Annotated in this window: 16 protein-coding genes, 1 tRNA gene and 1 pseudogene; 10 read left to right on the top strand and 8 right to left on the bottom strand. The window is 70.8% G+C overall.

What is annotated here, in order from left to right:
* Positions 1-15: 15 nt before the first annotated feature.
* On the bottom strand, positions 16-171 hold the full coding sequence (locus MTP03_RS04800) for a DUF1761 domain-containing protein (protein WP_248490948.1): 156 nt from the start codon (positions 169-171) through the stop codon (positions 16-18).
* 300 nt (positions 172-471) lie between these two features.
* On the opposite strand from MTP03_RS04800, the gene MTP03_RS04795 reads away from it, so the two are divergent.
* From MTP03_RS04795 to MTP03_RS04780, 4 genes are all read left to right on the top strand, one after another.
* The gene (locus MTP03_RS04795) at positions 472-1131 is read left to right on the top strand and encodes a TetR/AcrR family transcriptional regulator (protein ID WP_248490947.1); all 660 of its coding nucleotides are present in this window, start codon (positions 472-474) and stop codon (positions 1129-1131) included.
* Positions 1132-1182: 51 nt separating this feature from the next.
* Positions 1183-4836: a transcription-repair coupling factor gene (mfd, locus tag MTP03_RS04790; RefSeq protein ID WP_248490946.1), complete on the top strand. Its 3654-nt coding sequence runs from the start codon at positions 1183-1185 to the stop codon at positions 4834-4836.
* The gene (locus tag MTP03_RS04785) at positions 4833-5777 is read left to right on the top strand and encodes a MazG family protein (protein ID WP_248490945.1); all 945 of its coding nucleotides are present in this window, start codon (positions 4833-4835) and stop codon (positions 5775-5777) included. The genes mfd and MTP03_RS04785 overlap by 4 nt, the downstream gene beginning before the upstream one ends.
* A gap of 79 nt (positions 5778-5856) precedes the next feature.
* On the top strand, positions 5857-6570 hold the full coding sequence (locus MTP03_RS04780; RefSeq protein ID WP_371820888.1) for a lytic transglycosylase domain-containing protein: 714 nt from the start codon (positions 5857-5859) through the stop codon (positions 6568-6570).
* A gap of 22 nt (positions 6571-6592) precedes the next feature.
* Here MTP03_RS04780 and MTP03_RS04775 read toward each other — a convergent pair whose 3' ends face one another.
* From MTP03_RS04775 to MTP03_RS04750, 6 genes are all read right to left on the bottom strand, one after another.
* Complete coding sequence (locus MTP03_RS04775; RefSeq protein WP_248490943.1) at positions 6593-6895, bottom strand: MerR family transcriptional regulator; 303 nt, start codon at positions 6893-6895, stop codon at positions 6593-6595.
* Between the two features lie 143 nt (positions 6896-7038).
* On the bottom strand, positions 7039-7377 hold the full coding sequence (locus tag MTP03_RS04770) for a hypothetical protein (protein ID WP_248490942.1): 339 nt from the start codon (positions 7375-7377) through the stop codon (positions 7039-7041).
* Between the two features lie 56 nt (positions 7378-7433).
* Positions 7434-7916 carry a hypothetical protein gene (locus MTP03_RS04765; RefSeq protein WP_248490941.1) on the bottom strand — a complete coding sequence of 161 codons (483 nt, stop codon included), beginning with the start codon at positions 7914-7916 and terminating at the stop codon, positions 7434-7436.
* On the bottom strand, positions 7913-8224 hold the full coding sequence (locus MTP03_RS04760; protein WP_256465267.1) for a DoxX family membrane protein: 312 nt from the start codon (positions 8222-8224) through the stop codon (positions 7913-7915). The genes MTP03_RS04765 and MTP03_RS04760 overlap by 4 nt, the downstream gene beginning before the upstream one ends.
* A gap of 71 nt (positions 8225-8295) precedes the next feature.
* Positions 8296-8505 carry a CsbD family protein gene (locus MTP03_RS04755; RefSeq protein WP_248490940.1) on the bottom strand — a complete coding sequence of 70 codons (210 nt, stop codon included), beginning with the start codon at positions 8503-8505 and terminating at the stop codon, positions 8296-8298.
* A gap of 56 nt (positions 8506-8561) precedes the next feature.
* Entirely contained in the window at positions 8562-8735 is a 174-nt protein-coding gene (locus tag MTP03_RS04750) for a hypothetical protein (protein ID WP_248490939.1), read from the bottom strand.
* A gap of 200 nt (positions 8736-8935) precedes the next feature.
* Between MTP03_RS04750 and MTP03_RS04745 the strand changes: the two genes are divergently transcribed.
* Positions 8936-9373, top strand: coding sequence for a pyrimidine dimer DNA glycosylase/endonuclease V (locus MTP03_RS04745; RefSeq protein WP_248490938.1), 438 nt, complete (start codon positions 8936-8938; stop codon positions 9371-9373).
* Positions 9374-9377: 4 nt separating this feature from the next.
* Here the strand turns inward: MTP03_RS04745 and MTP03_RS04740 are convergent.
* Positions 9378-9449, bottom strand: a tRNA-Gln gene (locus tag MTP03_RS04740).
* A 107-nt stretch (positions 9450-9556) separates the two neighbouring features.
* Between MTP03_RS04740 and glmU the strand changes: the two are divergent.
* The 5 genes and pseudogenes from glmU to MTP03_RS04715 all read left to right on the top strand — a co-directional run bounded on the left by glmU (position 9557) and on the right by MTP03_RS04715 (position 14532).
* Positions 9557-11007 (top strand): annotated as a pseudogene (gene glmU, locus MTP03_RS04735) (bifunctional UDP-N-acetylglucosamine diphosphorylase/glucosamine-1-phosphate N-acetyltransferase GlmU).
* 29 nt (positions 11008-11036) lie between these two features.
* Positions 11037-11981 (top strand): ribose-phosphate diphosphokinase, encoded by a 945-nt coding sequence (locus MTP03_RS04730; protein ID WP_232015612.1) that lies wholly within the window; start codon positions 11037-11039, stop codon positions 11979-11981.
* A 13-nt stretch (positions 11982-11994) separates the two neighbouring features.
* A complete protein-coding gene (gene arsC / locus MTP03_RS04725) occupies positions 11995-12336 on the top strand; it encodes an arsenate reductase (glutaredoxin) (RefSeq protein WP_248490937.1) in 342 nt (113 codons plus the stop codon).
* A gap of 6 nt (positions 12337-12342) precedes the next feature.
* Positions 12343-13236: a LysR family transcriptional regulator gene (locus tag MTP03_RS04720; protein ID WP_248490936.1), complete on the top strand. Its 894-nt coding sequence runs from the start codon at positions 12343-12345 to the stop codon at positions 13234-13236.
* A 117-nt stretch (positions 13237-13353) separates the two neighbouring features.
* Positions 13354-14532 (top strand): NAD-dependent formate dehydrogenase, encoded by a 1179-nt coding sequence (locus tag MTP03_RS04715; protein ID WP_248490935.1) that lies wholly within the window; start codon positions 13354-13356, stop codon positions 14530-14532.
* Positions 14533-14534: the final 2 nt, after the last annotated feature.

Genomic DNA, 14534 nt, shown 5'->3' with positions numbered 1-14534 from the left:
GACGTTTCCCTTCGATCAGTGGAGGAGGCCCAGCGCGACGGCGATGAGCACGAGCTTGAGGAGCCAGTCGCCGGCGTGGATCGCCGCGGTCTGCCACGGCACGCGCTCCCAGATGATCGATCCGGTGAGCAGCACCACGGGGAACGCCACCCAGAGCACGAGGGCGAGCAAGAGGGATCCCGAGAGGGAGAAAGACCGGCCTGATCCGCGACCCAGGCGAAGCCGGCCGCGACCACGGCCGTGCGGACCAGTTCCGCGACGACCTTCGCCGGGCCGGGCCTCCCGCGGTCGAGCGCCCGATCTCCGAGCGCCCGCTGCTCCACCGGGGAGAGAAGCACGTAGTAGATCGAGCTGAGAACGAATGTCGCGAACGCGGCGACGGCGATACCTGCGACGATCATGACGCCCTCCTTTTAGTACTAATGAGTACCCTACGCCCGCGCTCGAGTACTGTCCAGTACTATTTCGGGCATGGACACCGCACAGGGCACACCCCGGCTCCGCGGGCGGCCGGGCGGCCGCAGCGGCGCCGACCTGCTCGCCGTCGCGCGGGACCTGCTCCTCGACCGCGGCTTCGCGGGCACGACCATGGACGCCGTCGCCGCCGGTGCCCGCATCTCCAAGCAGACCCTCTACCGGCAGTACCCGTCGAAGGACGACCTGTATGCGGCCGTCGTCCGCGATTGGGTGGACCGCGGCCGCGACGCGATGCGGCCGCACCTCGACGCGCTGGTCGCGACCGACGACGCCGCACGCGGGCTGCGCGCACTCGCCGGCGCGCTGCAGGCGGGCGTCCTCAGCGGCCCCGTCCTGCGGATGCGCGCCCTGGTCTCCGCCGAGGCGGAGCGCTTCCCCGAGGTCGCCGACGACTACGTGCGGCGCAGCTGGGATCGCAACCAGGCACTCCTCGCCGACGCCTTAGCGCGCCTGGCCGACCGGAATCTGCTGCACACCGCCGATCCCGCCTCCGCGGCCGAACAGTTCACCTGGCTGGCCCTCGCCGCGCCACTCAACCGGCTCACCCTCACCGGCGGCCGGTCGCGCCCTACGCAGCAGGAATCGGACGCCGTCGCCGACGAGGCGGTCGCCACCTTCCTGGCCCGCTACGCGCCGTCCGGCTCCGGAGACTGAGCCGACTCGGGCCCGTCGGCGCGTGTCGGACTGCGCCAATACACTGGTCCGGTGCCTGACGCCGCCCCCTCCTCCGTCCCAGCCCTCTCCGGACTGACCAGGGCGGTCGCCGCCGATCCGGATGTCGCAGCATTCGCGGCCGCCGCGGGTAGGCCCGACCTCACCGTTACCGCGGTCGACGGTGCGCGTCCCTTCCTCGTGTCGGCGCTCGCGGACCGTGTGGCTGTGCTCGTGGTCACCGCGACCGGACGCGAGGCCGACGACCTGAGCGCCGAGCTGCGCGAGATGCTGGGCGACGGGGCCGTGGCGCAGTTCCCCAGCTGGGAGACGCTGCCGCACGAGCGGCTCTCCCCGGGCGCCGACACCGTGGGCCGCCGGCTGCAGGTGCTGCGCCGGCTGGCCCACCCGGACGACGCGCAGTACGGCGAACCCCTGCGCGCAGTCGTGGCGACGGTGCGCTCCCTGGTGCAGCCGATGGCGCCCGGGCTGGGCGACGCACCGTCGATCACGCTGCGCGAGGGCGTCGAGCACGACTTCGACGAGCTCATCGAGACCCTGGTCGAACTCGCCTACACCCGCGTCGACATGGTGGGCAAGCGCGGCGAGTTCGCCGTGCGCGGCGGCATCCTCGACGTCTTCCCCACGACCACGGATCTCCCAGTGCGCGTGGAGTTCTGGGGCGACGAGATCACCGACCTGCGCGCCTTCTCGGTGGCCGACCAGCGCTCCCAGCCCGAGGTCGAGGTGGGCACCGTGCACGTGTACCCGTGCCGCGAGCTCCTCCTCACCGCGGAGGTCCGCGAGCGCGCGGCAGCGCTCAAGGCCGAACACGAGTCCGACGCCGCGCTGGTGGAGATGCTGGAGAAGCTCTCGCAGGGCATCCCGGTGGAGGGCATGGAGGCGTTGATCCCCGCGCTCATCCCCGGCGAGCTGCAACTGCTCACCGACGTCCTGCCCGCGGGCGCGCACACCCTGCTGCTCGATCCCGAGAAGATCCGCACCCGCGCCGCGGATCTCGGCCGCACCGGCCAGGAGTTCCTGGAGGCCTCGTGGACCGCGGCCGCGCTCGGCTCGGCGGCGCCGCTGGACCCGTCGGGGATGAACCTGGGCGCCAGCGCCTACCGCTCGCTCGACGAGGTGCACGATTCCGTCTCCGACGGCGGCCGCCCGTGGTGGACCGTCTCCCCGCTAGCGACGGGGCCGGACGAGGGGCCGGACCACCTCACGGTCCACGCCGAACACGCGCCCGCACCACGGGGATCCGAGGCCGAGGCGGAGAAGCTGTTCGCGACGCTGCGCGCCCACGCCGCGTCCGGCGGCACCGGCGTGATCGTGGTCGCCGGCCAGGGCACTCGCGCCCGCATCCTGGAGCGGCTGCGCGACGCCGAGGTCCCCGCCACGGAGCTGGACGCGGGCGCCGCGCCGCAGCCCGGCACCGTCGGCGTGCTGCGCGGTAGCCTGCAGACGGGCCTGACCGTGCCCGCCGAGAAACTCGTCCTGCTGGCCGAGCCGGACCTGACGGGCAACCGGGTCGCGGGTGTCGGCGACGGTCGGCGGCTTCCGGCCAAGCGCCGCAACCAGGTCGACCCGCTGGCCCTGACCGCCGGCGACCTCGTGGTGCACGACGAGCACGGCATCGGCAAGTTCGTCGAGATGATCGAACGCACCGTCGCGGGGGCCCGCCGCGAGTACCTGGTGATCGAGTACGCCCCCGGCAAGCGGGGCCAGCCGGGCGACAAGCTGTTCGTCCCGATGGAGTCGCTGGACCAGCTCTCCCGGTACGTCGGCGGCGAGATGCCCGCGCTGTCGAAGATGGGCGGCAGCGACTGGCAGAACACCAAGCGCAAGGCGCGCAAGGCCGTCCGCGAGATCGCGGGCGAGCTGGTGCAGCTGTACGCGGCCCGCAATGCCGCGCCCGGTCACGCCTTCGCACCCGACTCCCCGTGGCAGCGCGAGATGGAGGACGCGTTCCCGTTCACCGAGACCGTCGACCAGATGACGGTGATCGGCGACGTGAAGGCCGACATGGAGAAGGCGGTCCCGATGGACCGCGTCGTCATCGGCGACGTGGGCTACGGCAAGACGGAGATCGCCGTGCGCGCCGCCTTCAAGGCGGTCCAGGACGGCAAGCAGGTCGCGGTGCTCGTGCCCACGACGCTGCTCGCGCAGCAACATCTGAAGACCTTCGAGGAGCGGATGCAGGGCTTCCCGGTCACGGTGAAGGGCCTGTCCCGGTTCACCGACAAGCTGGAGACCCAGCAGGTGCTCGAGGGCCTCGCCGACGGCAGCGTGGACGTGGTGGTGGGCACCCACCGGCTGCTGCAGACCGGGGTGCGCTGGAAGGACCTGGGCCTCGTCGTGGTCGACGAGGAGCAGCGCTTCGGCGTCGAGCACAAGGAGCACATCAAGGCGCTGCGCACCAATGTCGACGTGCTCACCATGAGCGCGACCCCGATCCCCCGCACGCTCGAGATGAGCATGGCCGGCATCCGCGAGATGTCGACCATCCTCACCCCACCAGAGGAGCGGCACCCGGTGCTCACCTACGTGGGCGCGTACGACGACAAGCAGGTGGCCGCGGCCATCCGCCGCGAGCTGCTGCGCGACGGCCAGGTCTTCTACGTGCACAACCGGGTCAGCTCGATCGACCGGGCCGCCAAGCACATCCGCGACATGGTGCCCGAGGCGCGGGTCGTGGTGGCGCACGGGCAGATGGGCGAGGAGGCCCTCGAGAGCACGGTGCAGGGGTTCTGGAACCGCGAGTTCGACGTGCTGGTGTGCACCACGATCGTCGAGACCGGCCTGGACATCTCCAACGCGAACACGCTCATCGTGGAGCGGGCCGAGAACCTCGGACTCTCGCAGCTGCACCAGCTGCGCGGGCGCGTGGGCCGCTCCCGCGAGCGCGGCTACGCGTACTTCCTCTACCCGGCGGAGAAGCCGCTCACCGAGACCGCCTACGACCGGCTGGCGACCATCGCGCAGAACAACGACCTCGGTGCCGGCATGGCCGTGGCGATGAAGGATCTCGAGATCCGCGGCGCCGGTAACGTTCTCGGCGCCGAGCAGTCCGGCCACGTCGCGGGCGTCGGCTTCGACCTGTACGTCCGGTTGGTCGGCGAGGCCGTCGAGGCCTACCGCGCCGCCGCCGACGGCAAGCCGATCACGGCGCCCGAGGAGCAGAAGGAGGTGCGCATCGACCTGCCGGTGGACGCGCACATCCCGCCCGACTACGTCACCAGCGACCGGCTCCGCCTGGAGGCGTACCGGAAACTGGCCGCGGCGCACGACGATACGGCCGTCGCCGAGGTGCTCACCGAGCTCACCGACCGGTACGGCCCGCCGCCGGTGGAGGTGGAGCGGCTCGCGGCGATCGCCCGGCTGCGCTCGCTGGCGCGGGACGCGGGCGTCACCGAGATCACGGTGACCGGCACCAATCTGCGCATCGCGCCGATGGAACTACTGGACTCGCAGCAGATGCGGCTCAAGCGTCTGTACCCGGGCGGCTCCTACCGCGCGGCGACCCGCACCGTCACCTTCCCGCTCCCCCGGGTCGGCGGGGGCGGCGTCGGCAGCGAACGGGTGCGCGACATCGAGGTGCTGCAGGCCGTCGCCGACTTCCTCGCCGCCATGGCGGGCAAGGGCGCCGGCTACTGGCGGCTCGACCAGCCTCCCCGCGCGGTCGCCGCGGCTGGGGCGCCGTGAGTGGCGGGCGCGGCACCGTCGTGCTGCTCAACCCCGCGCTGCCCACCCTGCTGCCGGTCGCGGCCCTGCCCGCGCTCTCCGGACCCGTGCACTACACCGAGGAGCTGCCGGTGAAACTCGCGTGGCACCTCACCGACGGCCGCCCCGTCCTCGGGACGGAGGTCCCGTCGGGCGCGACGCTGCTCACCTCCGACGACGCGCATCCCGCGGCGGTCGCGCTGCGGGCCGCCGGGGCCGACGTGATCGCGGTGCCGCGCCCCGCCGGGCTCGCCGTGCTCGACACCGTCGACCTGATCGACCGGCTGCGGCGCGAGGGACCGTGGGAGTCGGAGCAGACGCACGCGAGCCTGCTGCGGTACCTGGTGGAGGAGACGTACGAGGTGGCCGACGCCGTCTCCGCACTCGACGCCCCCGAGGGCGGGGCCGCCGCTGCGGACGAGCTGCGCAGCGAGCTCGGCGACCTGCTGCTGCAGGTGGTCTTCCACTCCCGGATCGCCGAGGAGGGGACGCACCCGTTCGGCATCGACGACGTCGCCCGCACCCTCGCGGCCAAGGTCCGCCGGCGCACGCCGCACCTGGCTGACGGTGCCGTGGTCGACGTGGCGACGCAGGCCGAGAACTGGGAGCGGCAGAAGCGGCTCGAGCGCGGCGACCGCGCCTCCGTCCTCGATTCGATCTCCCTCGGCCAGCCCGCGTTGGCGCTGGTGGCGAAGGTCTTCGAGCGGCTGCGCACCACCGGGTTCCCGTGGGAGCTCGTCCCCGACGAGCTGCGCACCGTGACAGTCGACCCCGCGACCGAGGATGCCGCCTTCGAACTGGACTACCGGCGGCGGGTCCTGGCCTTCATGGACCGGGTGCGGGCGGCGGAGGCGGCGATGGCCTCCGGCGAGGTAGACTCGTGGGCCGCGGCCTGGGACCGGGATCACATCCTGGAACCCTGAGACGCGCTCCGGGCGTTGATCCCACGTCCGACATGTTCCGGTTCGAGAAAGTTCACGCGAGGTCATGGTCAGTTCCCGCATGCGCGCGGCAGCCGTCGTCGGCGTCGCGGCCACGGTGCTCGCCGCCTGCGGTACCTTCTCGCCCCGCCCCGAGATACCGCAGGGCATCCCGCCCGGACCGGGCGCACCGGTGCCGTACATCAACGTCAACGGGCCCGGCCGAACGGCCGAACTGCTGCGTGACTGGGCCACCCCGATCAGCGTGGCCACCGGCATCCCCGTGATCTCACTCGAGGCCTACGGCAACGCCGCGGAGGCGCTGCGGCAGCGGACGCCCGAGTGCGGGATCGCGTGGACCACGCTGGCCGGTATCGCGTTCATCGAGAGCAAGCACGGCACGTACCACGGGGCGACGGTCGCCGCGGACGGCAAGGTGTCGCCGCCCATCCGCGGCGTGCCGCTCGACGGGACCAACGGCAACATGGAGATCCGGGCTACCGGCACCGACCCGCACCGTCCGAACGCGAAGTACGACGCCGCGATGGGACCGTTCCAGTTCATCCCCGAGACGTGGCAGCGCTACGGCGTCGACGCCAACGGCGACGGCAAGGCCGACCCCGACAACATCGACGACGCGGCGATGACCGCGGCGCGGTACCTGTGCGTGTCCGGCAAGGACCTCACCACCGCGCAGGGCTGGGAGAAGGCCGTGATGGTCTACAACCAGTCCCGCAAGTACGTGCTCGACGTGCGGGACGCCGCGGCCTCCTACTCGGTCAACGTGCAGCCGTAGCGCAGCGGACGCACCGCCCGCGTCAGTCGGTTCCGGCGCGGCAGGCGTCGAGTTGCATCCGCAAGTCAGCGCACTGGTCCTCCAGATCGAGGATCCGTTCGACTCCGGGCAGGTTGACCCCCGTGGCGACGAGTTCACTGATCCGCCGGATGCGCGCGATGTCGTCCTCGCTGTAACGGCGGGTCCCGCCGGCGGTGCGCTGTGGGCGGATCAGGTTGCGACGCTCGTACAGGCGGAGCGTCTGCAGGCCCACCTCGGACAACTCGGACGCCACGGAGATGCTGTACACGCCGAGATCGGAACGCACGCGATGGGATCGAGTCATCGCACTCATCCTCCGATCCCTTCCGATCTCCCGGCCACCCCCTGTGACCCGAAGGGGATGAAAACCTGCTTTCCAGAGTATAGATCTTGTGCCCGCTGAATCAGGAGCACTACGCCGCCCCGCGGAGGATCCCGCGGGGACGGTCAGGTGTGCGGCACTTCAGTCACGGGCGGAAGGTCCTGTACCGCGGCGTCGTAGGCGTCGATCAGCCACGCCGCCGACCGGTCCGCGATCAGTTCCGCCGCACCTGCGTCGAGGGCACCGTCGTAGAACCGCACCCGCCACGGCGCGCCCGCATCATCGTCGGCGAGGCCGCTGTCCGCGTCGGTGTTCGTCGCGAGCAGGTACCGGCCGAGCTCGAAGTCGACCCGGAGTGCGTAGTGACCTCCGAGATTCTCCACCCGAGCACTGCGCTGCGTCGACACCTCCAGGGCGTGCAGCGCATCGGTGTACCGCCCGGTGAATTCAGGCCTACGGGGCACGGCGACTCGATTCTTCTCGACCTACCCGCGACCGTATCCAGGCCGGGCGCCCCACGTTACGCGATGCGCGCCCGCTTGCCCTCCGCCACCGCGGCGGACGCCTGGTCCCGCAAGGCGTGCAGACGGTCCCCCGCCTTCTCGGCGAAGCCCGCGGCGGCGTCCGCCGCATCGGCGAGGACGGGCCGCGCGCGGTCCACGGCGTCGTCGACGACGGGCTTCACCTTCTCCGCCGCGTCCGCGACCGCGGGCTTGGCCCGCTCGACGGCGTCGCTGAGCGTTGGTCTCGCCGTCTCGACGGCGCCCACCACCGCGGGCTTCGCCCGGCCGATCGCCGTCGCGCCGTACTCCTGGGCGGCATGGGCCCGCTCCTTCCAGGTCGTTCCACCGTCGTGGTGTCCCGGCGTGATGGCCGAGACGGTGTCGGAGACCCGCTCCGACGCACGCTCGGCTGCGCGGCGGGCGCGCCAGGTGACGCCCGGCTTGCCCTCGGTGTCGAAGCCTGCGATCAGCAGGCCGCCGAGCAGCGACAGGTTCTTCACGAAGTGCAACTGCTGCTCGCGGCGGGCCGCGGGTCCGACTCCGCCCAGAACGGGTGGTCGACGACCGTCGCGGGCACGAGGGTGCCCGCAAGGGCCAGCGAGGCGGCCCGCGGAACCCGCCCGGTGGCGAGCAGCAGGCCACCGCCGAGCTGGACACCCGCGTTGATCCTTACCCAACTCCTGGCGCTCGTCGGGATCGCCGTCGAATCGGGAAGGGCCTCAGTGGCCTTCTCCACCAGCGGGGCGACGGTGTCCGCCTTCCGCCCCGGGTCGCTCGTCAGGCCGGTGTAACCGGTGTAGACGAAGATCGAACCGAGCAGGGTCGCGCTATCCGTCGAATCATCATTGTCCAGCTCCCGTCGTCGTCGGTCTCGGGCCCTCAGTTGCCCGAGAGCTTGTCCTTCACCTCGTCGACGCCCTCCTTGACCTTGTCGGCGGCGCCGGCAATCTTGTCCTTGACCGAGGCCTCGGCCTGGTCGCCGCGACCCTCCTCCTTGAGCTGGGGGTCGTCGAACGCGGTGCCGACGGTCTCCTTCGCCCTGCCCTTGATGTCCTGCGCCTTGTTCTTGGCGTCGTCGGTGAAGCTCATCGTGTTCTCCTTCGCGTTACGGAACTTTCGGGTGTGCAACTCGACGGCCGGTGCGATCAGCCGATCGGAACGCGTGCCAGATGCACGACGAGGGGAACCATGAGCCCCAGCGTCAGCACCAGCAGTGCACCGATCACGACACCACCGCGGGGGTGGAGGACCAGCGGCGGAACCGCCTCGACGGGAGGTCGCGGGACTCGTTCCGCCGGCGTGGCGCGGTCGTCGGTCATCATCTCGCTCCCATCGAATATCTATGTCGTGTCGAGCAGATTTCACGTTATGAACGGAATCTATTCCTGTCAACAGATGAATGAGAAAAGATTGTCCCGCTTGGGAAGAACATCCTGCGACCTGCACATTGTCCGCGACGTGCGCCTCGTCACACACGACTGTCTGCGCTCCTAATCTCAGCGCCTATACCGTGTGCCCCATGCGGATCTGGTCGGTGCACCCGCGCTACCTCGACCGGCAGGCGCTGGTCGCCTGCTGGCGAGAGACGCTGCTCGCGCAGGCGGTGCTCGCGGGCCGCACGAAGGGCTACACGCGGCATCCCCAGCTCGAGCGCTTCCGCGGCGCGCCGGACCCGCTCGGCGCGGTCAGCGCGTACCTAGTCGCCCTCGCCGACGAGGCCGACGCCCGCGGCTACCGCTTCGACCGCACCCGCATCGACGAGCCGACCCTGACGGTCGCACCGATCGACGTGACCGACGGCCAGCTGAACCTGGAGTGGGTGCACCTACGGGCCAAGCTGGAGGCGCGGAGCCCGGACGTGGCGCGGCGGTGGCGCACCGTCGAGACGCCCGATCCACACCCGAGCTTCCGAGGCGTTCCCGGCCCCGTCGAACCGTGGGAACGCACGCGGCCCTGAACTGCTCTCCCGCCAGGACTCGAACCTGAAATGTCTGAACCAAAATCAGAAGTGTTGCCGATTACACCACGGGAGACCGGGCCCGAGTGCGATTCGGAACCGTCGCCAAGCATTGTGCCATGACGAGCCCGGCCGGACCGCTCTCGTAGGATTCACCTCGATGCGCAACACGAGGAGCGAGCGATGACGAACGGGACGGCGGTGGTGATCCTCGCCGCGGGCGCGGGCACGCGGATGAGGTCGAAGACGCCGAAGGTGCTGCACCGGATCGCGGGCCGCACGCTGCTCGGACACGCGCTGCATGCCGCCGCGGGCGTGGCGCCCGACCACCTGGTGGTTGTCGTCGGGCACGACCGGGAACGCGTCGCGGACGCGGCGCAGGCGACGGCCGGCGAGCTCGAACACGACATCCTGATCGCGGTGCAGGAGAAGCAGCGCGGCACCGGTGACGCCGTGCAGGCCGGACTCGGCGCGCTGCCCGGCGACTTCCGCGGCACCGTCATCGTCACGGCGGCCGACGTGCCGCTGCTGGACGCCGCGACGCTCCGCGCGCTGCTGGACACGCACACCGGCGGCGCGGGCGCCGCCGTCACCGTGCTGACCACCGCCGTCGCGGACCCCACCGGCTACGGCCGCGTCCTGCGGACCCAGGACGGGCAGGTCACGCAGATCGTCGAGCAGAAGGACGCGACGCCGGAGCAGCTTGCGATCACCGAGATCAACTCGGGCGTGTACGCCTTCGACCACGCGCGGCTCGTCGCGGCGCTGGCCCAGCTGCGGCCCGACAACTCGCAGGGCGAGCTGTATCTCACCGACGTCATCGGCATCGCCCGCGCGGCCGGCCACCTGGTGCGCGGCGACCACGTGGACGACGACATGCTGGTGGCCGGCTGCAACGACCGAGTCCAACTGTCGAACCTGGGCCGCGAGCTCAACCGCCGGATCGTCGAGCGGCACCAGCGGGCGGGGGTCACCGTGATCGACCCCGAGAGCACCTACATCGACGTGGACGTCGAGATCGCGCCCGACGTCACCGTCGAGCCCGGCACGCACCTGCGCGGCGCCACCGTGATCGCCGAGGACGCGGTGATCGGCCCCGACACCACCCTGATCGACACCGAGGTGGGCGCGGGCGCGACGGTGCTCCGCAGCGAGGTGCACCTGTCGGTGATCCGCGAGAACGCGACCGTCGGGCCGTTCAGCTACCTGCGGCCGAACACCGACCTGGGCCCGAAGGGCAAGATCGGCGCCTTCGCCGAGACCAAGAACGCGCAGATCGGCACGGGCAGCAAGATCCCGCACCTGAGCTACATCGGCGACGCGACCATCGGCGAGGGCAGCAACATCGGCTGCGGCACGGTGACCGTGAATTACGACGGGGTGAACAAACACCGAACGGTGATCGGCGACCACGTGCGCATCGGATCCGACACGATGCTCATCGCGCCGGTGGAGGTCGGCGACGGCGCGTACAGCGGAGCGGGTACCGTGATCAAGCGCGACGTGCCCCCGGAGCCCTGGCGGTGTCCGCCGCGGATCAGCGAAACATCGACGATTGGGTACAGCGCCGACGCCCGGGCACGAGCTCAGCCGAAGCGGCCCAGAAGGCTATCGCGAGGATTGACGAGCAGTGAACAACTGGATCGATAACCAGAAGAACCTGATGCTGTTCTCGGGCCGCGCCCACCCCGAGCTGGCGCAGCAGGTCGCCGACGAGCTCGGAGTGCAGGTCACCCCGCAGACCGCGCGCGACTTCGCCAACGGCGAGATCTTCGTGCGCTTCGAGGAGTCGGTGCGCGGCAGCGACGCCTTCGTCCTGCAGAGCGCGCCGTATCCGGTGAACCAGTGGATCATGGAAACGCTCATCATGATCGACGCGCTCAAGCGCGGCTCCGCGAAGCGGATCACCGCGGTGCTCCCCTTCTACCCGTATGCGCGCCAGGACAAGAAGCACCGCGGCCGCGAGCCCATCTCCGCCCGCCTGGTGGCGGACCTGCTCAAGACCGCGGGCGCCGACCGGATCATCACGGTCGACCTGCACACCGACCAGATCCAGGGCTTCTTCGACGGCCCCGTCGACCACATGCACGCGCAGCCGATCCTCGCCGGGTACGTCCGGGAGAAGTACGGCACCGACAACATGGTCGTCGTCTCCCCCGACGCCGGGCGCGTCAAGGTCGGCGAGAAGTGGGCCGACGCTCTCGACGGCGCGCCTCTCGCGTTCGTGCACAAGACGCGCGACCCCAATGTCCCGAACCAGGTCAAGAGCAACCGCGTGGTCGGCGACGTGGCCGGCCGCACCTGCGTCCTCATGGACGACATGATCGACACCGGCGGCACCATCGCCGGTGCCGTCGGCGTGCTCAAGGAGGCGGGCGCGAAGGACGTGATCATCGCGACCACGCACGGCGTGTTCTCCGATCCCGCCACCGAGCGGCTCGCGAACTGCGGTGCCCGCGAGGTGATCGCGACCAACACGCTGCCGATCCCGCCGGAGAAGCACTTCGACAACCTCACCGTACTCTCGCTGGCGCCGCTGCTGGCCCGCACGATCAACGAGGTCTTCGAGAACGGCTCCGTGACCAGCCTCTTCAACGGCAACGCCTAGCCCGGGACCGGCCATGGACGCGACGATCTACCACAACACCCGCTGCTCCAAGTCCCGCCAGGCGCTCGCCCGCCTGCAGGACGCCGGGGCGACGGTGACGGTGGTCAACTACCTCGACGAGACGCCGACCCGCGCGCAGCTCCAGCAGCTGATCGACGATGCCGGGCTCACCGTCCGCCAGGCGGTGCGCACCCGCGAGGCGGAGTACAAGGAGCTCGGCCTCGCCGACGCCACCGACGACGAGCTGCTCGACGCGATGGTCGCGCACCCCAAGCTCATCGAGCGTCCCTTCGTGGTCACCCCCAAGGGCACCCGCATGGCCCGCCCGACCGAGGCGATCGACGAGATCCTGTAGCCCGCGATGCTGTTCCGCCAGCTGGAGTATTTCGTCGCGCTCGCGCGGGAGCGGCACTTCGCGCGGGCGGCGAGCTCCTGCTACGTCTCGCAGCCCGCTCTGTCGGAGGCGATCCGCAAGCTCGAGAAAGAGCTGAAAGTTCCACTGGTGCTGCGGGGCTCGTCGTTCGAGGGGCTCACACCCGAGGGTGAGCGACTGGTGCCGTGGGCGCGCCGGATCCTGGCCGACCGGGACGCGCTGGAACACGAGGTGACCGCGCTGCGCACGGGCCTGACGGGCGAGCTCACGATCGGCGTGATCCCGGCGGCCGCTACCTCGGCCGCAGTGCTCGCCGACCCGTTCTGCACCGCGCATCCGCTGGTCCGGGTTCGTCTGTGGGCGGGTCTGCGGTCCGCGGAGATCGTGGAACGCCTCCACCGGTTCGAACTCGACGCGGGCATCGTCTACTCCGACGGCGTCGACGTCGCCGGCCTCACCGTGACACCCCTGTACCCGGATCGCCTCGCGCTCGTCGCGCGGGCGGACCTGCTCAGGGAGGGCGACGAACCGCTCGCCTGGAATGACGCCGCGCAGCTGCCGATGTGCCTGCTGCACAAGGGGATGCACGGACGGGACCTGATCGACGCGGCCGCGGAGGCGCACAACGTACGGCTGTCGCCGCGCCTCGAATCCGATTCGGTCGCGACGCTGCTCGCCATGGTGGGTGCGGGGCGCTGGGCCACCATCGTGCCCCGGGCGTGGATCGCGACGTACCGCGCACCGTCGGGCACCCGGGTGATCGACCTCGAGGTGTCCTCCGGGCGCCCTGTCCTCACCTCCCCCGTCGCCCTGGTACGGCACGCCGGCGAACCCGAGTCGGTGCTCGCCCGCGCCTTCGCCGAGAGCGCCCGCCAGGCCTGATCGGCGCCGCCTATCGGGCGAGCGGAGAGACGTATTGGACGCCACACCCCGATCGGCGGGACAGTAGAGGCAGAGGGACGAAATCGGTTCTGCCCCTCTCCGATTCAAGGAGCGATAATGGCGAAGATCCTGTGTGTACTGTACCCCGACCCGGTGACGGGCTACCCGCCCGAGTACGCCCGCGACTCCATCCCGCTGATCGAGGCGTACCCCGGCGGCCAGACCATTCCCTCTCCTGAGGACATCGACTTCACGCCCGGGGAACTGCTCGGCTGCGTGTCCGGCGAGCTGGGCCTGCGGAAGTACCTGGAGGCCGCCGGCCACGAACTGATCGTCACGTCCGACAAGGAGGGCGAGGAGTTCGAGCGGCACCTCGCCGACGCCGAAGTGGTGATCTCCCAGCCCTTCTGGCCCGCCTACCTCTCGGCCGAACGGATCGCCAAGGCGCCCAACCTCAAGCTCGCGCTCACTGCCGGGATCGGTTCGGACCACGTGGATCTGGACGCCGCGATCAAGGCCGGCGTCACCGTCGCCGAGGTCACCTACAGCAACTCGATCAGCGTCGCCGAGCACGCCGTGATGCAGATCCTCACGCTGGTGCGCAATTTCGTCCCCTCGTACAAGTGGGTCATCGAGGGCGGCTGGAACATCGCCGACTGCGTGGAGCGCGCCTACGACCTCGAGGGCATGGACGTCGGCATCATCGCCGCCGGCCGCATCGGCCAGGCTGTGATGCGCCGTCTCGCCCCGTTCGGCGTGCGGCTGCACTACTTCGACACCCGGCGCCTGCCGCTGGAGGTCGAGCAGGAGCTGAACCTGACATACCACGACTCGGTGGAGTCGCTGGTGCGCTCGGTGGACGTTGTCGACATCCACGCCCCGCTGCACCCGAAGACCTACCACATGTTCGACGCCGACCTCCTGGCCACGATGCGCCGCGGCTCCTACATCGTCAACACCGCGCGCGCCGAGATCGTGGTCCGGGACGACATCGTGGCCGCGCTCGAATCCGGCCGGCTCGCGGGCTACGCGGGCGACGTCTGGTTCCCGCAGCCGCCGGCCGTCGATCACCCGTGGCGCACCATGCCGCACCACGCGATGACGCCGCACGTCTCCGGAACGACGCTCTCCGCGCAGGCCCGGTACGCGGCGGGCACCCGCGAGATCCTCGAGGACTTCTTCGCCGGTTCGCCGATCCGCGACGAGTACCTCATCGTGGACGGCGGCGCGCTGGCGGGCGTGGGTGCGAGCTCGTACACCTCCGACGGCTCCGCCAGCCCGGGCGCGCACGTCTGATC

Source organism: Tsukamurella sp. PLM1 (genome assembly GCF_023168325.1).
Taxonomy (GTDB): Bacteria; Actinomycetota; Actinomycetes; order Mycobacteriales; family Mycobacteriaceae; genus Tsukamurella.
This window is presented reverse-complemented; position numbering and strand designations above follow the sequence as displayed.